The following is a 17,651-nucleotide window of genomic DNA, read 5'->3' on the forward strand; positions in this document are numbered from 1 at the left end:
GGGGACAACGGCCATGCGCCTATTCAGTTCAGTGCTCGCGATGCTCAGTGCACTCGTGCTGGTACTGACCGCGTGTGGTTCTTCGGAGAACGCGGCGCATACGGAAGACGGCAAGACCGTGGTGCGCTACCAGGGCTGGGCCGGCGAGGTCCGATTCCAGGAACTGGCCGAGGACCTCGGCTACTACCAGAAGATCAAGCTGGACTGGGTGGGCAACACCACCAGCGGGCCGCAGGACATCCAGTCGGTGGCCACCGGCGATATCGAGGTGGGCGAGGCGTTCAACGGCGCCGTGGTCAAGCTCAACGCCGCCGGTGCGCCGATCACGTCCGTGCTCAGTTCCTACGGTGCCGATGAGGGCGAGTACACCGGCTACTTCGTGCTGGACAACAGCCCCGTCCACTCGGCTCGCGACCTGATCGGCAAGAAGGTCGGGATGAACACCCTTGGCGCCCACCACGAATTCCTGACCCGGGAATGGCTGGCCAAGGAGGGACTGACCAACGACGAGATCAAGACGGTGACGCTGACCGTGGTGCCGCCGGTCAACACCGAGCAGGCGTTGCGCGAGCACCAGATCGACGTCGCGGCACTCAACGGGATCTGGCGGGAGACCGCGGAGCAACGCGGCGGGATCCGTCCGCTGTTCACCGACAAATCGCTGTTCGGTGCGTTCAGCTACGGCACCTTTGTGGTACGTGATGATTTCCTGGCCAAGAACCGGGATGCGGTGGCCGATTTCGTCCAGGGAACCGCGCGGGCCATCCGCTGGACTCAGGTGACCCCGCGCGACGAGGTGGTGGCCAAGTTCCGCGAGATCATCAACAAGCGCAAACGCAACGAGGACACCCAGTCCATCGAATACTGGCGCAGCTCAGGCATTCCGGTGGCAGGCGCGGTGATCGCCGAACGAGAACTGCAGACCTGGATCGACTGGCTGGTGCGCAACGGCGAGCTCAAGGAAGGGCAGCTGAAGGCGAAGGACCTCTACACCAACGACCTCAACCCGTATGCCAACGGGACCTATCCCGACGGCAGTGGGCCTGACGGGAAGGCGCTGGCGAACAAGTGAGCACCCAAGCCGAGAACGCCGAACCCAAGCTGCGCCTGCGCAGTGTGACCAAGCAGTTCCCGATCCGCGGCGAGAAGACCAGTTTCACGGCGATCCAGGACATCAGCATCGATGTGGCGGCGGGGGAATTCCTGGTGCTGGTCGGGCCGAGCGGTTGCGGCAAGTCGACCTTGCTGGATCTGCTCGGCGGGCTGACCCAGCCGACGTCGGGGGAGATCCTGCTCGACGGCGCACCGATCACCGTTCCGGGCCTGGATCGTGGCATCGTCTTCCAGCAGTACGCGTTGTTGCCGTGGCGCACGGCCCGCAAGAACATCGAATTCGGCCTGGAGGCAAAGGGGTTGCCGACGGCCGAGCGGCGCCGGCGCGCTGAGGAGTACCTGGAGCTGGTCGGCCTGCAGAGCTTCGCCGACCGCTACCCCCACGAACTGTCGGGCGGTATGAAGCAACGCGTCGCGATCGCCCGCAGCCTGGCGTTCGACCCCGAAGTGCTGCTGATGGACGAGCCGTTCGCCGCTCTGGATGCCCAGACCCGTGAATCCCTGCAGGATGAACTGCTCAGGATCTGGCAGGCGACGGGCAAGACCATCCTGTTCATCACCCACGGCATCGACGAGGCGCTGTATCTCGGTCAGCGCGTCGCGGTGCTGACGTCACGGCCCGGCCGGGTCAAGAAGATCGTCGATGTGGACATCGACCGCAGCGGTGAGGACATTCGCTCCAGCGAGGGGTTCCGTGCCCAGCGGCACCGCATTTGGTCGCTTCTGCACCACGAGGTGGAACGCGCCCGGTCCGAGGAGGTTCAGCATGTCTAGCGCTGTGGCGGTGGCGCCGGTCGAGACGCGCCTCGACATTCCGGCCGAGGCGCCGACCGTGGAGCTCGAGCATCGCGGTAGACGTGCGCGGGCCCTCGCGTGGCGTCTGCTGCGCCCGACGGTGATCATCGCCGCGTTCCTGTCGCTGTGGGAGGTGGCCCCGCGGATCGGGCTGGTGGACAAGGTCTTTCTGCCGCCGTTCTCCGAGGTGGTCAGCGCGTGGTTCACCCTGCTGGGCAACGGGCAACTGTGGGAGCATGTTTCGGCAAGCCTGTCACGTGCCCTGGCCGGTTTGGCCATCGCCATCGCCGTCAGCATTCCGCTGGGGGTGGCGATCGCCTGGTACCGGCCGGTCGCGGAATTCCTCAACCCGATCCTGGAGCTGTTCCGCAACACCGCCGCTCTCGCCCTGCTGCCGGTGTTCATCCTGATCCTGGGCATCGGGGAGACCTCCAAGGTCGCCCTCGTGATCTACGCCGCGTCGTTCCCCATCCTGCTCAACACCATCTCCGGGGTGCGCACGGTGGACCCGCTGCTGATCAAATCTGCGCGCTCCCTCGGTCTTTCGCCGCTGCGGCTGTTTCAGAAGGTGATCCTGCCCGCGGCGGTGCCCACGATTTTCACCGGATTGCGCATGGCGGCCGCGTCGTCGATCCTGGTCCTCATCGCCGCCGAGATGGTCGGCGCCAAGGCCGGTTTGGGATACCTGATCACCGCCTCCCAGCTCAACTTCCAGATCCCCAACATGTACGCCGGCATCGCCACCATCGCCCTGGTGGGCGTCATCTTCAACGGTGTCGTGGTGGCGATCGAGGGTCGGTTGTCGAGCTGGCGCGCCACCACTTAGGAAAGGGAACCATTGCCACGCCAACTGCATCTGAACGCATTTCTGATGGGGGTCGGCCACCACGAGGCAGCGTGGCGGCACGGGCGCACCGACGTGCGAAACCTCACCGACGTCAAGCACTTCCAGCGTCTGGCCCAGTTGGCCGAGCGCGGCAAGCTCGATTCGGTGTTCTTCGCCGACGGGCTGGCGGTGGGGCCGCGGGTGAAACACAACACGCAGGCGATCTTCGAGCCGATCACGCTGCTGACCGCGATGGCGTTGGTCACCGAGCATGTCGGCCTGATCGCCACCGCGACCACCGGTTACATCGAGCCCTACACGATGGCGCGCAGCTTCGCCTCGCTGGATCACATCAGCGGCGGCCGCGCCGGGTGGAACATCGTCACCTCGGCCGGTGAGGACGAGGCGGCCAACTTCGGCGTCGAGGGCATCCCCGACCATGCCGGCCGCTATCGGCGGGCCGCTGAATTCGTCGATGTGGCAACGGCATTGTGGGACAGCTGGGAAGACGATGCGCTCGTCCTCGACGAGCCCACCGGCATCTTCGCCGATCCGGACCGGGTGCACCGCATCGACCACCACGGCGAGCACTTCACGGTGCGCGGCCCGTTGAACACACCGCGTTCGGTGCAGGGGCGTCCGCTGCTGGTGCAGGCCGGGTCCTCGGAGTCCGGTAGGGATTTCGCCGCGCGGTATGCCGAGGCGATCTTCACCGCGCAGCGTTCGGTGTCCGACGGCAAGGCGTTCTATCGCGACGTGAAAGCACGCGCGGTGAAGTTCGGCCGCAGCGCCGACGAGGTGAAGATCCTGCCCGGCATCGTGCCGTTCATCGGCCCCACCGAGGAAGCCGCGCACGAACTGGAGCAGCAGTTCACCGACCTGATCTCACCGGAGTACTCGCTGCGGCAACTGTCGCAGATGCTCGGCGTGGATCTGACCGCCCACCCGCTCGACGCGCCGTTGCCCACCCTGCCGCCCATCGAGCAGATCAACGGCAACAAGAGTCGCTATCAACTGGTCAAGGATCTGGCCGGCAGCGAATCGCTGACCGTGCGGCAGCTGATCGCCAAACTCGGTGGCGGGCGCGGGCACCGGACCTTCGCCGGCACGGCCGAGCAGGTGGCTGACAACTTGGAGCTGTGGTTCACCGAGGGTGCGGCCGACGGTTTCAACATCATGCCGCCGTATCTGCCGGGCGGTCTCGAGGACTTCGTCGAGCAGGTGGTGCCGCTGTTGCAGCGGCGCGGGCTGTTCCGCACCGACTACACCGCGACGACGCTGCGAGGGCACTACGGGCTGGCGCACCGGCCCAGCCGGTTCACCGCAGCGGCAGCCGCTAGCTGAGCGGTCGACTAGCACCGAATCGAGTCTGCGGTGAGGGCGCGAAATGTCGAGAAGACACCGCCCTCATCGCAGACTCAAGGCTGCGTCAGCGGTAGTTGACGAACTGCAGCGCCACGTCCAGGTCGGCGCCCCGCAGCAGTGCCTGGACGGCCTGCAGGTCGTCGCGCTTCTTCGAGCTGACCCGGATCTCGTCACCCTGGATCTGCGCCTTGACGCCCTTGGGTCCTTCGTCGCGGATGAGCTTGGTGATCTTCTTGGCCTGCTCGCTGCTGATGCCCTGCTTGATGTCGCCGGACACCTTGTAGGTCTTGCCGCTGGCCTGAGGTTCGCCGACGTCGAAGGCCTTCATCGAGATGTCGCGGCGGACCAATTTCTCCTTGAACACGTCGATCGCGGCCTTGACGCGCTCCTCGGTGCTGGAGGTGAGTTCGATCACCTCTTCGCCCTTCCAGGCGATGCTCGTGTCGGTGCCACGGAAGTCGAACCGAGTGGACAGTTCCTTGGCGGCCTGGTTGAGCGCGTTATCGACCTCCTGGCGGTCGACCTTGCTGACGACGTCGAAGCTGGAATCCGCCATTGGACGCCCCTCCTCTTCCCTCGGTAAATGCTGCCGGTTTGTAACTTGGGTACATCCTCGTTGTACCCTGCTAGTCGCACCAAACCGGAAACGGGGCGGCGCACCACCAAGGCAGATTGCCCGAGCGGCCAATGGGAGCGGACTGTAAATCCGTCGGCTTACGCCTACGCAGGTTCGAATCCTGCATCTGCCACCCAAGTCAGGCCCCCTTTCGAGGGGGCCTGTTTGGTTTTGTGGGCTCACCGCCGAGGTTGGCGCTTATCGACCGTCGTCGCGGCCGTGGGATTCGCCGGCCGGGTCGACTGACGTTCGCCGGCCCGCCGCCTCGGGTGACCACCAGCTGAAACGATGGACCTCAAGGTGCTCGTCGGGTTTCGCATGCGCCTCGGCCCACCGCAGCGCAGTGCGTTTGCGCCAAAACCCGGCTATCGGCATCACACCACCGTCGGGGCGGTGCATGAACACATACCACCCAAGTTTCATCGGACCCCCGGTGCCGACTATGCCTACGCGATTCGCTCTCTATTCTGGCGCGGCAGTACCGCTTTCCGTCAAATCTGGCGCACGTGTTGCGTCACGCAGCACTCCCCGGCAAGCCGGTGAATCCGTCTCTACGCAGGGCGAATCTGCCAACCCACCGGCCAGGTGAATGCCCGGCGGCTCGGCGGCGTAAACAAACCTCTCGACAGCGCCGGGAGAATCGATGGCATGACCGCGCAGCGCGTCGCCGACCTCAGGCTGGTGAACTTCGCCAGCCACATCGACGACAACACCATCGAGCAGGCGAAGCAGACCGCCTCGATGCCGTTTGTGCATCCCCATATCGCACTGATGCCGGACGCCCACAGCGGCAAGGGGTCAGCCGTCGGCACGGTGATCCCGACCATCGACGCCGTGATTCCGGCCGCCGTCGGCGTCGACATCGGGTGCGGGATGATCGCCGCCCGCACGGAATTCACCGCCACCGATCTTCGGGGACGCGACCTGGCCGCCCTGCGTACCGCGATCGAGACGGCGATTCCGCTGTCGCCGGGCAATTACAACGACACACTCGCCCGGTTCCCGTTCACGGCGGGCCGCATCGCCGACCTCGAACATTTGGCCCGCGACGGCGGGGTCGACCTTGCGCACTCACCCAAGTGGCGTGAGCAGCTCGGTTCCCTCGGCGGCGGCAACCACTTCATCGAACTGTGCCTGGACCAGGCCGATCGGGTGTGGCTGTTCCTGCATTCCGGTTCCCGCGGTGTGGGAAACAAGATCGCGCAGAAGCACATCAAGGTCGCCCAGAAGCTCATGAAGCGGTGGTGGATCGAGCTGCCCAACCCGGACCTGGCCTACCTGCCTCAGAGCACCCCGGAGTTCACCGACTATCTGCGGGAACTCAACTGGGCGCAGCGGTTCGCTTTCGAGAACCGCGCCGAGATGATGGACCGCTACATGTGGGTGTTCGCCGCGTGGATGGGCTACGGCCGGTTGGACCAGCCGAAGACCGCGGGCGATTTCGAGGTCGAGCGGCTGAACTGCCACCACAACTACACCCGCAAGGAACGCCACGGCGGCCGTGACGTGTGGCTGACCCGTAAGGGCGCGATCGACGCTCACACAGGGGTCATGGGATTGATCCCCGGCAGCATGGGAACCCGTTCCTATGTGGTGCGTGGCAAGGGCAACCCGGCCGGCCTGTGCTCAGCTCCGCACGGAGCCGGGCGGAGGTTCTCGCGTAACGAGGCCCGTCGTCGTTTCACCGCCGATGATCTCGCGCAGCGGATGCAGGGCATCGAGTACCGCCACGGCGAAGAGTGGATCGACGAGATCCCCGATGCCTACAAGGACATCGATGTCGTGATGGCTGACGCGGCCGACCTCGTCGACATCGAGCACGAGTTGCGTCAGGTGCTCAACGTCAAGGGGACGTAGCTAGGCCGGCAGCAGGCACAACTGGACCATCGCCAATGAGCGTGGGCTGCGCAAGCTGATGCCGGTGGCCTCCTCGAACCGGCGGATCCGGTTCATCACGGTGTTGCGGTGGCAGTAGAGCGTCGAGGCGGTGTCGGAAACGGAACCGCTCCCGGCGAACACCTGGATCGTCTCGACGATCAGCTCGCAGTCGTGAACGTCGTGGAGCGGGCCGAGAACGTATCCACGCAGGTCCTCGATCACCTGTGACAGCTGGGTTATCGACAGCTGGGCCCAGGACCGGCGCAGGGTGGTGGCCTTGAGGTCCAGATCGACCAGCATCCGGACGATCGTGGCGGCCCGGTGTACGTCTGACAGTGGTACCGACCTGGGTGCGACGGCTCCTTCGAGGCCGGGCAGCAGGTCGGCGACCACCGACTCGTCGTCGGTCCAGCGGCCATCGGCTGCCACCAGGATCAGGGCCACCCCGTGGTCGACGTAGTCCTGCGACGGCAGGTGTCGAGCGAGAAGTCGCCGGGTGACCGCACGTCCGGCCTCCTCGCCGGGGGTCCCGATCACCCAGTAGGTGGCTGAATCGTCGAGGCCCAGGATCTGGGCGGCGCGCCGGACGGTGGTCGGGGCGGGCTCTCCGGAGAACAGTTCGGACAAGCTGTGTTGTTGCTCAAGGGTGCTGGTCCTCGCCATCGACAGCCGCTGGTCCAGATAGCCGCGCTGCACTCTGATCGCGAAGTCGTCGACGGCCTGCCAGAGCACGTCGACGTGCAGCGCCAGTACGTCCATGTCGTCGTCACCGGCCAGTTTCAGCAACGCCGACCACGCGACGAGGAAGTCGGTGCGTACCGCCGCGGTGAGGTTCTCCAGCGCGATGCCCTGGGTGGCTCGCAAGGCCCCGACCGCTGCGGGAAACTCGGCCAGCTCGGCACTCATCGGTCGTTCCAGCAGAGCCGACAGCAGGTAGCGAAACGCGAGGCGCGCAGCGCCGAGCAGGTCGTCTTCTTCGGGGACGCTGTCGTAGAACCGCGCACCCCGGTCGATCTGCGTCAGGTATTCGGCGGCGAGGTCGTCATCCAGGTTGTCGAGCTGCTGAAGCAGCCAGCGCCAGCGCAGCCGGGTGTCTTCGCGGCGGCCGGACAGATTGCGCATGATCGGGCAGGCTACTGCAGTCCAGGGCGGTTTGTAGGGTGAGCGATCTGATCTGTTTCCGGCAGGACTTCAGACGCTGTGCCCAATTCGAGGCAGGAAGCCCGGGTTGATACCGCCCGTGAATGTGCGTGTGCACAATTTGCGCGGGCCAATGCGTTGCACGGCGGCTATGGGCTGGATCACGTTGGCGGCCATACGATCTCTTGCCATGACCACGACGTACATCCGCGGCGGCACCGTCGTATCCCCCACCGGTCGTCAGGCGCTCGACGTGCTCATCGACGGCGAGCGCATCGCTGCGCTGGTCGATCCGGAGCTGGCGCCCTTCGGCGATCCGGACCAGGCTTTCGACCGCGTGCTGGATGCGTCGGGTAAGTACGTGATCCCGGGCGGCGTGGACGCCCACACGCACATGGAGATGCCGTTCGGCGGCACCGTCGCCTCCGACACTTTCGAGACCGGCACCCGCGCGGCCGCCCACGGCGGCACCACCACGATCATCGACTTCGCGATCCAGCGGCAGGGTGAGAGGGTCCAGGACACCCTGGCGGCCTGGCACACGAAGGCCGCGGGCAACTGCGCGATCGACTACGGCTTCCACCAGATCCTCGGCGGTGTGGACTCCGATGCCCTCAAGGCGATGGACGAGCTGGTCGCCGAGGGCGTGACGAGCTTCAAGCTGTTCATGGCCTACCCGGGGGTGTACTACTCCGACGACGGGCAGATCTTGCGGGCCATGCAGCAGTGCGCGAGCAACGGCGCGTTGACGATGATGCACGCCGAGAACGGCATCGCGATCGACCAGCTGGTGGCCCAGCACATCGAACGCGGCGAAACCTCGCCCTACTACCACGGGGTGTCGAGGCCATGGGAGCTGGAAGAGGAGGCCACCCACCGCGCGATCATGCTGGCGAAGGTCACCGGCGCGCCGCTGTATGTGGTCCACGTTTCGGCCAAGCAGGCCATGGAGCAGATCGCCACCGCTCGCGGCCGCGGTGCCAATGTCTTCGCCGAGACCTGCCCGCAGTACCTCTACCTGTCGTTGGAGGAGCAGCTGGGCGCCGCCGGTTTCGAGGGCGCGAAGTGGGTGTGTTCGACGCCGTTGCGGTCCCGCGAGGAGCGTCATCAGGACGAACTGTGGCGCTACATCCGCACCGGTGACGTGGCCACGGTGTCCACCGACCACTGCCCGTTCTGTTTCAAGGGACAGAAGGAGATGGGCGTCGACGACTTCTCCAAGATTCCCAACGGGATGGCCGGGGTCGAACATCGCATCGACCTGATGTACCAGGGTGTGGTCAACGGCAACCTCAGCCTGGAGCGCTGGGTCGACGTGTGTGCGACCACCCCGGCGCGGATGTTCGGGCTGTACCCGCGCAAGGGCATCATCTCCCCGGGCGCCGACGCCGACGTCGTGATCTATGACCCCATGGCGCACACCTCGATCGGCTTCGACAAGACCCACCACTCGAATCTCGACCACTCCACCTGGGAGGGCTTCGAGATCGACGGCGGTGTGCAGACCGTGATGTCCCGCGGAACGGTCGTCGTCGACCGTGGACGGTACCTGGGGCGAAAAGGGCACGGCAGCTATCTCAAACGCGGTCTGTCCCAATACCTGATCTGACCCGATCGACCCCGACATCAGCTCAAGCGTCGCCGCAGTCGCGACGTTCACTCAACGTGCCTGGAGGACAATCTTGACCGCACAACAGAGCAACACCGGCCTGCGCATCCGTCTCGACGCCGGCCGCGACCGCGAATTCCTGGACTCCTGGGCCGAACTGGCAGCCATCGGCGCGACTCCGGCCGGCGGTGTGGAACGTCAGGCGGCCACCGCCGAGGACGGGCAGATGCGGGAGTGGTTCTCGCGGTGGCTGACGCAACGTGGCTTCACCGTGGAAGTGGACCGCGTCGGAAACCTGTTCGGGCTGCTGGAGTTTCAGCCGGGCGCACCCTATGTCCTGGTCGGATCGCATCTGGACAGCCAGCCTCGCGGAGGCAAGTTCGACGGCGCCTACGGCGTGTTCGCCGGTGCGACCGCCGCCGACCGGATCCGCCGTCAGGCCGCTGAGTCCGGTGTGACGCCGATGTACAACGTCGCCGTCGTGGACTGGTTCAACGAGGAAGGCTCGCGGTTCAAGCCGTCCCTGATGGGCAGTGCGGTGTTCACCGGCGCCGCAGGTCTGGAGGACACGCTCAACATCACCGACCAGGACGGCGTCACCGTCCGGGATGCCCTGACCGCCATCAACAGCATCGGCAAGACTGATGTGTTCCCCGACGGGGATGTCACCCGGCGCCTGGCCGCCTACGCCGAGATCCATATCGAGCAGGGCCGCGAACTGGAGAAGCACAACGTCTCCATCGGGTTGGTGGACCGTACCTGGGCCGCCAACAAGTATGAGTTGAATGTCATTGGCGCCCAGGGGCACACCGGCGCGACCGCCATCGACGACCGCCAGGATGCGTTGCTGGGTGCGGCGCTGATCGTGGTGGCGCTACGTGACATCGCCGATGAGTTCGGCGAGGAACTGCACACCAGCTGTGGACAGTTGACCGTGCTGCCCAACTCTCCGGTGGTCGTACCGCGCGAGGTCCACATGCATTTGGATCTGCGTTCTGACAACGACGAGTTGCTCGCCGCCGCCGACGCCGCGCTGCGAAAGCGCATCGCCGAGGCCGAGATCCGAGCCAAGGTGAAGGTCGAGCACCGCAAGGCTCACGTCTGGCCCGGCCACCACTACCAGCCGGAAGGGGTGGAGCTGGCCCGCACGGTCGCCGACGACCTCGGAATGTCGAGCATGCTGGTGCAGACTCGCGCCGGCCACGACTCGACCAACATGAAGGAGATCGTCCCGTCGGTGATGTTGTTCGTCCCGAGTGTGGAAGGCATCTCGCACGCCGAGGCCGAATTCACCTCGGACGAAGATCTTTGCACCGGCGTGGATCTCCTCACCGAGACGCTGGCGCGCATGCTCGACGGCGCTTTGGACTCAGCCACCGCCAACGGTGTCCGGTGACCCGGAACCGCAACCACGAATAGGAGACCAACATGGACCTGGGACTGCAAGGCATGCGGGCATTGATCTCCGGTGCCAGCGACGGCATCGGACTGGCCACGGCGGAGTTGCTGGCCGAGGAAGGTGCCGACGTGGCGCTGGTGGCCCGTCGCGCCGACGCGCTCAACGAAGCCTGCACCTCGATCTCGGCAAACACCGGCGTCAAAGCCGTGTCCGTGGCGGCCGATCTGAGCGACAAGACGGTGTTCGATTCGGTGGTCGCCAACGCCGTCGATGAACTCGGCGGCCTGGACATCTTGATCAACAATGCCGGCGCATCGTCTTTCGGTGGTTTCGGCGATCTCACCGACGAACAGTGGGTCGCCGACATCAACCTGAAGTTGTTCGGATTCATCCGCATGACCCGGGCTGCATTGCCGCACCTGCTCAAGAACGGCAACGGGCGCATCGTCAATGTCGCGGGTAATTCCGGCAAGCAGGCGCTGGAGTACCACATGCCCGGAGCGGCCGCCAACGCAGCGATCCTGAACTTCAGCAAGTCGTTGTCGCTGCAGGTCGGCGCGCAAGGCGTGATGATCAACACGGTGTGTCCGGGCCCGGTCCGGACTGCGCGGCTGGTCAAGCAGTTCGCAGCCAACGCCAAGGACTGGGGCTGCACACCCGAAGAGGCCGAGGAGCGCTACCTGGAGAACCTGCCGCTGTCCTACATCCCCAGTGCCCGCGATATCGCCTATTCGATCGTGTTCCTGGCCTCGCCGCGGGCGGCGTATCTGAACGGGACCACCATCACGAATGACGGTGGAATCACCCGTGCCGTCTGATCATTCGCGCGCCCCGGCGACACGGTTCGCACGCATCGGGATGATCGTGCCGTCGTCCAACACCTGCCTGGAGCCCACCACGTACCGGATGCTGGGTGAGCGGGCCGATGTCAGTGTGCACTTCACCCGTATCCCGGTCTCCCGGGTCGGGCTCGACGGCACTTCTGACGCCCAGTTCGACACGGCCGGAATGGAAGCGGCGGCTGTCTTGCTGGCCACCGCGAACGTCGACGTGATCGCCTGGAACGGGACCGCGGGTTCGTGGCTGGGCGCCGCCCACGACCACGCGATCACCGAAGCCATCACCACCATGACGGGCGTGCGGGCACTCACGAGCACCCAGGCGTGCCTGACGGCGTTGGGTGCGTTGGGCGCTCGCAACGTCGGTCTGGTCACCCCGTACCCCGACGACATGAACGCCAGGATCGGCGAGTGCTACCGGGAGGAGGGCATCACGGTGACCGCTTCCTACGGCTTCGGGCTGTCCGAGACCACCGACATCGCCCGGATCCGGCCCGAGGAGTTGCTGGGTCCCAGCCGGCAGGTGGCGCGCAGTGCGCCGGATGCGATCGCCTACGTGTGCACCAATCTGCAAGGCGCCGATGTCGTCGAGGCTGTCGCGGCGGAACTCGGTGTGCCGGTACTGGATTCGGTGGCGGTCACGCTCGCTGCGTGCCTGGCGATGGTGGGAGCAGAGCCGGTGGACCCACGGTGGGGACCCGACCTGGCCGGAGCTCTCGGGTTGACCAGTGGCTCCCTTGCCGAACCGTGAAGCTGACGGGCGGTGGCAGATCCTGCTCGAGAAGCTTGCCGGTATCGATGACCAGCTCGCGGCCGAGTATCTGGAACGTATCGACGGAGGCGCGCGGTATTACGACGGGGTTCCCGACGAGCGCGATCTGAAAGACAGTGCCCGCAACGCGTTTCGCTACCTTCTCGGGTGTCTGTTGGCCAGGCCGCTGTCCGCCGAGCTGATGGCATTCCCGGCGCAAGTCGGGGCGTTGCGGGCCCGGCAGGGTATCGCGCTGGAAAATCTGAGCGCGGCGGTCCGAAACGATTTCCTCGTGGCGTGGTCGGCGTTGTTGCGTCTGGCCGATGACACCGACATGGAGGTGCTGGCAATGCATGTCGGTCAACTCTGGACCGTGGTCGACGATTTCGCCGGCGCGATCCAGCGGGGCTACCTGGATCAGCGGTTGCAGATGGCGCGCGCCGACATCATCGAACAACAGCAGAGTCTTTCCGACCTGCTCTCCGATGAACCGAGTCCCGGCCTGGTGCACCGTGCCGCCGAGGTACTCGGTCTCGACGAGACCGCGTGCTACTGGGTCGTTGGCCTCAACGCCGAAGCGGCGACCTCGACGGTGACCCGGCGACTGGCGGGTCTCGACGTTGTCGCGTTGGACCACGCCAGCAAGGGCGTCACGCTGATCCTGCTCTCCGCGCACAGTCGTTGGCCCGATGACGAGGCGCTGGCGGCCGATCTGCTGGCTGGAGTGACAGGAGCGGTGGCGCCGCGAACCATTCAGTTGCCGAACGCCTTTCGTGCGGCGACGACGGTGCGGATGCTCACGCGGTTGGGCTTGGAAGCCACGACTCTGCGTCGTTCCTGGGCGCAGTTGTCCCTCTCGCAATTGTGTGCCGTGATCGAGGATCTTCGCAGCTATGTGGAAGTGCCGTTGGCCGCCATGAACGATCGCGATCTCCTCGTGGAAACGGTGCTGGTGTTCGCCGAGAGCGGGTCGGTCTCCACCACGGCGGCCACGCTCTACTGTCACCGCAACACCGTCCTCAACCGAATCCGACGGTTCGAGGAAGTCACCGGGATCAGCCTTCGGACGCCTCGGGCGCAAGCCATGGTGCAGTTGTGCCTGCTGCGGTCATGATTCGGCGCTCGAATCCGCAATTGTGCAGACGCACATTGCATGAGCTGGATCACGTTGCACCGCGACTATGGGTGCAGCCATATTGCCGCCCTAGCATTTTCGCTATCACCAGCACCTACCAGAGGTCCATATGAATCCTTCAGTTCCTGCTGCAGCCACTGACACTGCCGCGAAATCGCGTCGTCGGCGCACGATCGTCGCGAGTATGGTCGGCACCACGATCGAGTGGTACGACTTCAACATCTACGGAGCCGTCGCCGCCCTGGCCTTCGGCAAGATCTTCTTCCCCGACGTGGATCCCGCTGCAGGCACCCTGTTGGCGCTCGCCACTTTCGGCGTCGGGTTCGCGGCCCGCCCCGTCGGTGGAATCTTGTTCGGGCACATCGGCGATCGGGTCGGACGCAAGGCGGCCCTGATCGCGACCATCATGATGATGGGTGTGGCAACAGTGGCCATCGGGTTGCTGCCCACCTACGACTCGATCGGTATCTGGGCGCCCATCCTGCTGGTGCTGTGTCGCCTGATTCAAGGCATCGGCCTCGGTGGAGAATGGGGCGGTGCCGTGCTGATGGTGGTGGAGCAGGACGAATCCGTGGACAGCCGCGGCAGAGCCGGCAGCTGGATGCAGTCCGCCTCACCGATGGGCTTCCTCCTGGCCACGGCCACTCTGGCAGCCGTGAGCGCGCTGATGACCGAAGAACAGTTCATGACGTGGGGCTGGCGCATTCCGTTCTTGCTCAGTGCGCCACTGGTGTTGGTGGGCCTGCTGATTCGGGTGAAGATCATCGAATCGACGGTGTTCCTCCGAAATCAGCAGCAAATCAAGGACGAAGAGGTCAAGGCTCCGATCCTGCAGGTTCTGCGCCACGCACCGAAGATGATCCTGCTCGTCGTGCTGCTCGGGCTCGGCCAGCAGGTCGCCTACTTCGTCATCAACGTGTTCTCGTTGTCCTACGTGACACAGCACACCGACATCTCGAAGGCAACCGTCCTCAACGCCGTCGCGGTCGGCGCCGTCGTGCAACTCTTGTCCATCCTGTACTTCGGCCGCCTCAGCGACCGGATCGGACGCCGCATTCCGTTCTTCATCGGAGCCATCGGGATGGCGGTGTGGGCCTTCGCGGTGTACCCGCTGATGGGTACCGGCAACTTCGGGCTCATGGTGCTGTCGGTGTCGGTCGCGATGGTGTTTCAAGGCGCGATGTACGGCGTTCTCGCGGCTTTCATCGCTGAGCTGTTCGACACCAGCTACCGCTACACCGGCGTCTCGCTGGGGTACATGCTCATCGGCGTCGTCGGTGGCGGTTTCGCACCGCTGATCGCGTCCTCGCTGCTCGACACCACCGGTTCGGTGACCTCGGTCGCGATCTACATCTCGGCGTCGTCGGTGCTGACGCTGATCGCCGCCTACTTCGCGCCGGAAACGTCGAAGCGCAACCTCGATAATCTGCTCGATGAGGGCGGAGCCACCGGTCCCGCGGCTCAGCTCGGCCAGACCGTGGTGGGCACCAGGTAGTCCCCAGGGACGCGGATCGGCCGTTGCCTGGCCCGGATATGGCAGGCAACGGGCCGATTCAGGACCTGCGCCCGGCCACCAGATACACCACGGGCAGCACGCCCGAGGTGGTCAGCAGCCCAAGTGCGCCACCCCACAACCATTTCGGCCCGTTGATCCGGCCTGGTTCGCGGCCGGCGAGATCACGCAGAGCCCAGGCACGCAGCCCGGCGTCCACCGCAGCCGCCGCGATCACGACCGTCTTGGACTTGGGGGACAGGTCGTTCCAGCGTTTCTTGGCCACTACGGCGTTCCTTTCGGGTCATCGGAGTTCACGTTCCACGGTAGTTGTCGTTCAAGTGCACCAGGCTTTCCCGCTCGCGAGCGGATGATGGACACATGACTCGGACTTCGATTCTGTGCGGCGCACTGCTGGTGGAGGTCGTCGTGTCGGTCGTGGCAGCACCCGTGGCGTCCGCCGGTGCCGACGACGTGATCAGGGACCTGGAATCGCAGGGCTACACCGTTCACATCAACTGGACCACCGGGTTCGACACCAAGCCGCTGTCGGAATGCTGGGTCACCGGCATCAACAATCCCGCCGATCAGGAGCCCGGCCCGACGACGTTCGTCACGGTCTACGTCGACGTCACCTGCCCGAATCACGACTACTGAGCGGCGGCGGGCCAACCGGCTACGGGCTGCCGGGCACCGTGGTCACCGGTGAGCCGCCATAGCTTCCGCCGCTGTCGCTGCTCGAACCGCCACCGCGACCGAAGAGTCCGCCGCTGGACGATCCACCCTCACTCGACGACGATCCGCCACCGAACGGAGAACCACCGCCCGACGGGTACTGCGTTGTCACCGGAGCCTGCGTCGCGGGCTGTTCGACCGGCGGCGTGTAGGCCGGCGCGGTGTGGGCCGGTGCCTCGATGGTCGGCGCGGACGCTTCGGTGGACGTGTATGTCGGTGCCACGGTGGTGGTCGGCGGCGCCGTGGTGGTGGGTGGTGCGGTCGTGGGTGGCGCCGTTGTGGTGGGCGGTGCGGTGGTCGTGGGTGGTGCGGTCGTGGTCGGCGGTGCGGTGGTTGTGGTGGGTGGTGCCGTTGTCGTGGTCGGTGGTGCGGTGGTTGTGGTGGGTGGTGCCGTTGTCGTGGTCGGTGGGGCTGTCGTTGTCGTGGGCGGTTTCGTGGTGGTCGGCGGCACCGTGGTGGTCGGCGGGGTTGTCGGCACCCATGTCGGCACCGTCGGCCACACGACCGGCGGCAGCGGGATCGGAACGGGCAACGGGATCGGGACGGGCACCGGGACCGGCGCCGGTGGGACCTGGACGGGTGGGGACGCCGGCACGGCCGGCGGTGCCGCCGGGGGCACCACCTGAGGGGCCTGGTTGACCTGTTGGTTGCCGGTGCCAGAGCGCACCTTGGGCGCGGCGGGAGCGGCGGGCGGCGGGGTCAGCACCGCGACGGGCAGCGCCACCGGATCCGGTTCGTGGGGGACCGGCGGAAGGTAGTTGCCCGGGATGGTTTGGGCCTGCTGCGTGGGCGCAGGCTGTGCACGCACGTCGGCGGCGGGCCGGACATTGATCGCGACCGCGGTGGCCAGCGTGGCGAAGCTCACCACCACGAAGGCCAGGGCGCTGCCCATCAGCAGCATCCGGGGCGGTGGCGGGGCGATCACGGTCGTGTAGTCGGGGTCGTCGTCCTGTTCGGGGACGAACTCGTTGACCGCGTCCATCGGCATCTCGTCGGCCCATGGCTCATCCCCGGGCTCCTGCGAATACGCCAGATCCGGGCCCACCGCGCCGTCCGCGCGGGCGGGTGCCATCTGTGTGGCCTCAGCGGCGGCCGGCGCCAGCTGCGTGGCATCGGCTGCGGCGGGCGCCATTTGAGTGGCCTCCGCCGATGCGGGTGCCATCTGGGTTGGATCCTGTGGCACACCGACGACGGGGGCCATCTGAGTGGAGGCACTGGCCGGCGCGAGATCACCGATCAGTTGCGCCGCACCGCGGGCGATCGCGTAGCCGGCGTCCGGCGCCACCTCGACCGGTGCGGTCGAACGAAGCTCTGCCGCAACGGAATCAAGGTCGAGGCGTTGTCCGACCAACAGCACACGTCCGGGGGCCTGCTCGGCGGGCACTCGCTGTAACACCGCCGCGCACGCGGCGGCGGGCCCGGCGTTGCCGATCGGCATGGTGGCCAACGTCGTCAATGTCGGCGCGGGTGCCGCGGTGTGGTCTCCGACCGTCGTCAGCGACACGGTGTCGTCGTCGGCGAGCAGCAGTGCGGCGTCGGCACCGACGCTGCGCGCCAGGGCCGCGGCGGCCTCGGCTTCGGTCACCACCTCGACGTTCGGTACTCCGGCGTCGAGCACGGTCTGGCGCAACGTGTCGGCGGCCGAATCGTCGGGCACGCACAGTCGGGTCGCGGCAACCTGGTTACCCGATTCGGTCACCGCGCGGTAGGTACCGATGATGGTCTCGGCGAGCTCTGACATCTCGGCCACCAGGTCGTCGGGCAGGTCGAGCGCGTACTGATCCAGAACTTGGCCGCCACTCGCGGGCGAACCGATCATCGCCAAGCGCGCCACACGCCCGGTGACCGCCACCCCGAGGACTACGTCCACGGCTGCACTCCTTGCCTTCACAGATGTACGTCGAGCCCCGACCGACATTTCCAAGCTACCGGACAGCTGCAACGGACTTCGGTGGTCA

At 66.1% G+C, this 17,651-nt stretch carries 16 protein-coding genes and 1 tRNA gene; 13 read left to right on the forward strand and 4 right to left on the reverse strand.

The window, feature by feature from the left end:
- Nucleotides 1-40 precede the first annotated feature (40 nt).
- Genes QQ25_RS06610 through QQ25_RS06625 form a run of 4 tightly spaced genes read left to right on the forward strand, consistent with a single transcriptional unit; the run spans nucleotide 41 to nucleotide 4,078 of the window.
- Nucleotides 41-1,072: an ABC transporter substrate-binding protein gene (locus QQ25_RS06610; RefSeq protein ID WP_234706033.1), complete on the forward strand. Its 1,032-nt coding sequence runs from the start codon at nucleotides 41-43 to the stop codon at nucleotides 1,070-1,072.
- The gene (locus QQ25_RS06615) at nucleotides 1,069-1,887 is read left to right on the forward strand and encodes an ABC transporter ATP-binding protein (protein ID WP_039377946.1); all 819 of its coding nucleotides are present in this window, start codon (nucleotides 1,069-1,071) and stop codon (nucleotides 1,885-1,887) included. Before QQ25_RS06610 ends, QQ25_RS06615 begins: the two co-directional genes overlap by 4 nt.
- Nucleotides 1,880-2,734, forward strand: coding sequence for an ABC transporter permease (locus tag QQ25_RS06620; RefSeq protein WP_039377947.1), 855 nt, complete (start codon nucleotides 1,880-1,882; stop codon nucleotides 2,732-2,734). The genes QQ25_RS06615 and QQ25_RS06620 overlap by 8 nt, the downstream gene beginning before the upstream one ends.
- Before the next feature lie 12 nt (nucleotides 2,735-2,746).
- Nucleotides 2,747-4,078: an LLM class flavin-dependent oxidoreductase gene (locus tag QQ25_RS06625; protein WP_039377949.1), complete on the forward strand. Its 1,332-nt coding sequence runs from the start codon at nucleotides 2,747-2,749 to the stop codon at nucleotides 4,076-4,078.
- An 85-nt stretch (nucleotides 4,079-4,163) separates the two neighbouring features.
- Here QQ25_RS06625 and QQ25_RS06630 read toward each other — a convergent pair whose 3' ends face one another.
- Nucleotides 4,164-4,655 carry a YajQ family cyclic di-GMP-binding protein gene (locus tag QQ25_RS06630; RefSeq protein WP_029110587.1) on the reverse strand — a complete coding sequence of 164 codons (492 nt, stop codon included), beginning with the start codon at nucleotides 4,653-4,655 and terminating at the stop codon, nucleotides 4,164-4,166.
- 110 nt (nucleotides 4,656-4,765) lie between these two features.
- Between QQ25_RS06630 and QQ25_RS06635 the strand changes: the two genes are divergently transcribed.
- Nucleotides 4,766-4,848, forward strand: a tRNA-Tyr gene (locus tag QQ25_RS06635).
- Nucleotides 4,849-5,363: 515 nt separating this feature from the next.
- Nucleotides 5,364-6,572, forward strand: a complete 1,209-nt coding sequence (locus QQ25_RS06645) for an RtcB family protein (RefSeq protein WP_039377951.1) — start codon at nucleotides 5,364-5,366, stop codon at nucleotides 6,570-6,572.
- Here the strand turns inward: QQ25_RS06645 and QQ25_RS06650 are convergent, their stop codons facing one another.
- Nucleotides 6,573-7,715, reverse strand: coding sequence for an RsbRD N-terminal domain-containing protein (locus tag QQ25_RS06650; protein WP_234711860.1), 1,143 nt, complete (start codon nucleotides 7,713-7,715; stop codon nucleotides 6,573-6,575).
- A gap of 208 nt (nucleotides 7,716-7,923) precedes the next feature.
- Between QQ25_RS06650 and hydA the strand changes: the two genes are divergently transcribed.
- The 6 genes from hydA (at nucleotide 7,924) to QQ25_RS06680 (ending at nucleotide 14,961) form a co-directional block, all read left to right on the forward strand.
- Complete coding sequence (gene hydA, locus QQ25_RS06655) at nucleotides 7,924-9,342, forward strand: dihydropyrimidinase (RefSeq protein ID WP_039377952.1); 1,419 nt, start codon at nucleotides 7,924-7,926, stop codon at nucleotides 9,340-9,342.
- A 73-nt stretch (nucleotides 9,343-9,415) separates the two neighbouring features.
- Nucleotides 9,416-10,738, forward strand: coding sequence for a M20 family metallo-hydrolase (locus QQ25_RS06660; protein ID WP_039314942.1), 1,323 nt, complete (start codon nucleotides 9,416-9,418; stop codon nucleotides 10,736-10,738).
- A 32-nt stretch (nucleotides 10,739-10,770) separates the two neighbouring features.
- Entirely contained in the window at nucleotides 10,771-11,559 is a 789-nt protein-coding gene (locus QQ25_RS06665; RefSeq protein WP_039377953.1) for an SDR family NAD(P)-dependent oxidoreductase, read from the forward strand.
- Entirely contained in the window at nucleotides 11,549-12,331 is a 783-nt protein-coding gene (locus QQ25_RS06670; RefSeq protein WP_234711861.1) for a maleate cis-trans isomerase family protein, read from the forward strand. The genes QQ25_RS06665 and QQ25_RS06670 overlap by 11 nt, the downstream gene beginning before the upstream one ends.
- A complete protein-coding gene (locus tag QQ25_RS06675; RefSeq protein ID WP_234711862.1) occupies nucleotides 12,309-13,445 on the forward strand; it encodes a PucR family transcriptional regulator in 1,137 nt (378 codons plus the stop codon). Before QQ25_RS06670 ends, QQ25_RS06675 begins: the two co-directional genes overlap by 23 nt.
- A gap of 130 nt (nucleotides 13,446-13,575) precedes the next feature.
- The gene (locus tag QQ25_RS06680) at nucleotides 13,576-14,961 is read left to right on the forward strand and encodes an MFS transporter (RefSeq protein WP_082017443.1); all 1,386 of its coding nucleotides are present in this window, start codon (nucleotides 13,576-13,578) and stop codon (nucleotides 14,959-14,961) included.
- Between the two features lie 58 nt (nucleotides 14,962-15,019).
- Here QQ25_RS06680 and QQ25_RS06685 read toward each other — a convergent pair whose 3' ends face one another.
- Nucleotides 15,020-15,244, reverse strand: coding sequence for a hypothetical protein (locus tag QQ25_RS06685; RefSeq protein ID WP_039377954.1), 225 nt, complete (start codon nucleotides 15,242-15,244; stop codon nucleotides 15,020-15,022).
- A gap of 95 nt (nucleotides 15,245-15,339) precedes the next feature.
- On the opposite strand from QQ25_RS06685, the gene QQ25_RS06690 reads away from it, so the two are divergent.
- Complete coding sequence (locus QQ25_RS06690; RefSeq protein WP_131546112.1) at nucleotides 15,340-15,615, forward strand: hypothetical protein; 276 nt, start codon at nucleotides 15,340-15,342, stop codon at nucleotides 15,613-15,615.
- A 19-nt stretch (nucleotides 15,616-15,634) separates the two neighbouring features.
- On the opposite strand, the gene QQ25_RS30940 is transcribed toward QQ25_RS06690, so the two are convergent.
- Nucleotides 15,635-17,563 carry a DUF7159 family protein gene (locus tag QQ25_RS30940; RefSeq protein WP_039377955.1) on the reverse strand — a complete coding sequence of 643 codons (1,929 nt, stop codon included), beginning with the start codon at nucleotides 17,561-17,563 and terminating at the stop codon, nucleotides 15,635-15,637.
- Nucleotides 17,564-17,651 lie beyond the last annotated feature (88 nt).

It is taken from the genome of Mycolicibacterium setense, assembly GCF_000805385.1.
Classification (GTDB): domain Bacteria; phylum Actinomycetota; class Actinomycetes; order Mycobacteriales; family Mycobacteriaceae; genus Mycobacterium; species Mycobacterium setense.

What these genes read in the sequence shown, in the direction of transcription:
- QQ25_RS06620 (WP_039377947.1), top strand. Translation starts at nt 1,880, where the DNA reads ATGTCTAGCGCTGTGGCGGTGGCGCCGGTCGAGACGCGCCTCGACATT.
- QQ25_RS06665 (WP_039377953.1), top strand. Translation starts at nt 10,771, where the DNA reads ATGGACCTGGGACTGCAAGGCATGCGGGCATTGATCTCCGGTGCCAGC.
- hydA (WP_039377952.1), top strand. Translation starts at nt 7,924, where the DNA reads ATGACCACGACGTACATCCGCGGCGGCACCGTCGTATCCCCCACCGGT.
- QQ25_RS06630 (WP_029110587.1), bottom strand. Translation starts at nt 4,655, where the DNA reads ATGGCGGATTCCAGCTTCGACGTCGTCAGCAAGGTCGACCGCCAGGAG.
- QQ25_RS06680 (WP_082017443.1), top strand. Translation starts at nt 13,576, where the DNA reads ATGAATCCTTCAGTTCCTGCTGCAGCCACTGACACTGCCGCGAAATCG.
- QQ25_RS06645 (WP_039377951.1), top strand. Translation starts at nt 5,364, where the DNA reads ATGACCGCGCAGCGCGTCGCCGACCTCAGGCTGGTGAACTTCGCCAGC.
- QQ25_RS06690 (WP_131546112.1), top strand. Translation starts at nt 15,340, where the DNA reads ATGACTCGGACTTCGATTCTGTGCGGCGCACTGCTGGTGGAGGTCGTC.
- QQ25_RS06650 (WP_234711860.1), bottom strand. Translation starts at nt 7,715, where the DNA reads ATGCGCAATCTGTCCGGCCGCCGCGAAGACACCCGGCTGCGCTGGCGC.
- QQ25_RS06610 (WP_234706033.1), top strand. Translation starts at nt 41, where the DNA reads ATGCTCAGTGCACTCGTGCTGGTACTGACCGCGTGTGGTTCTTCGGAG.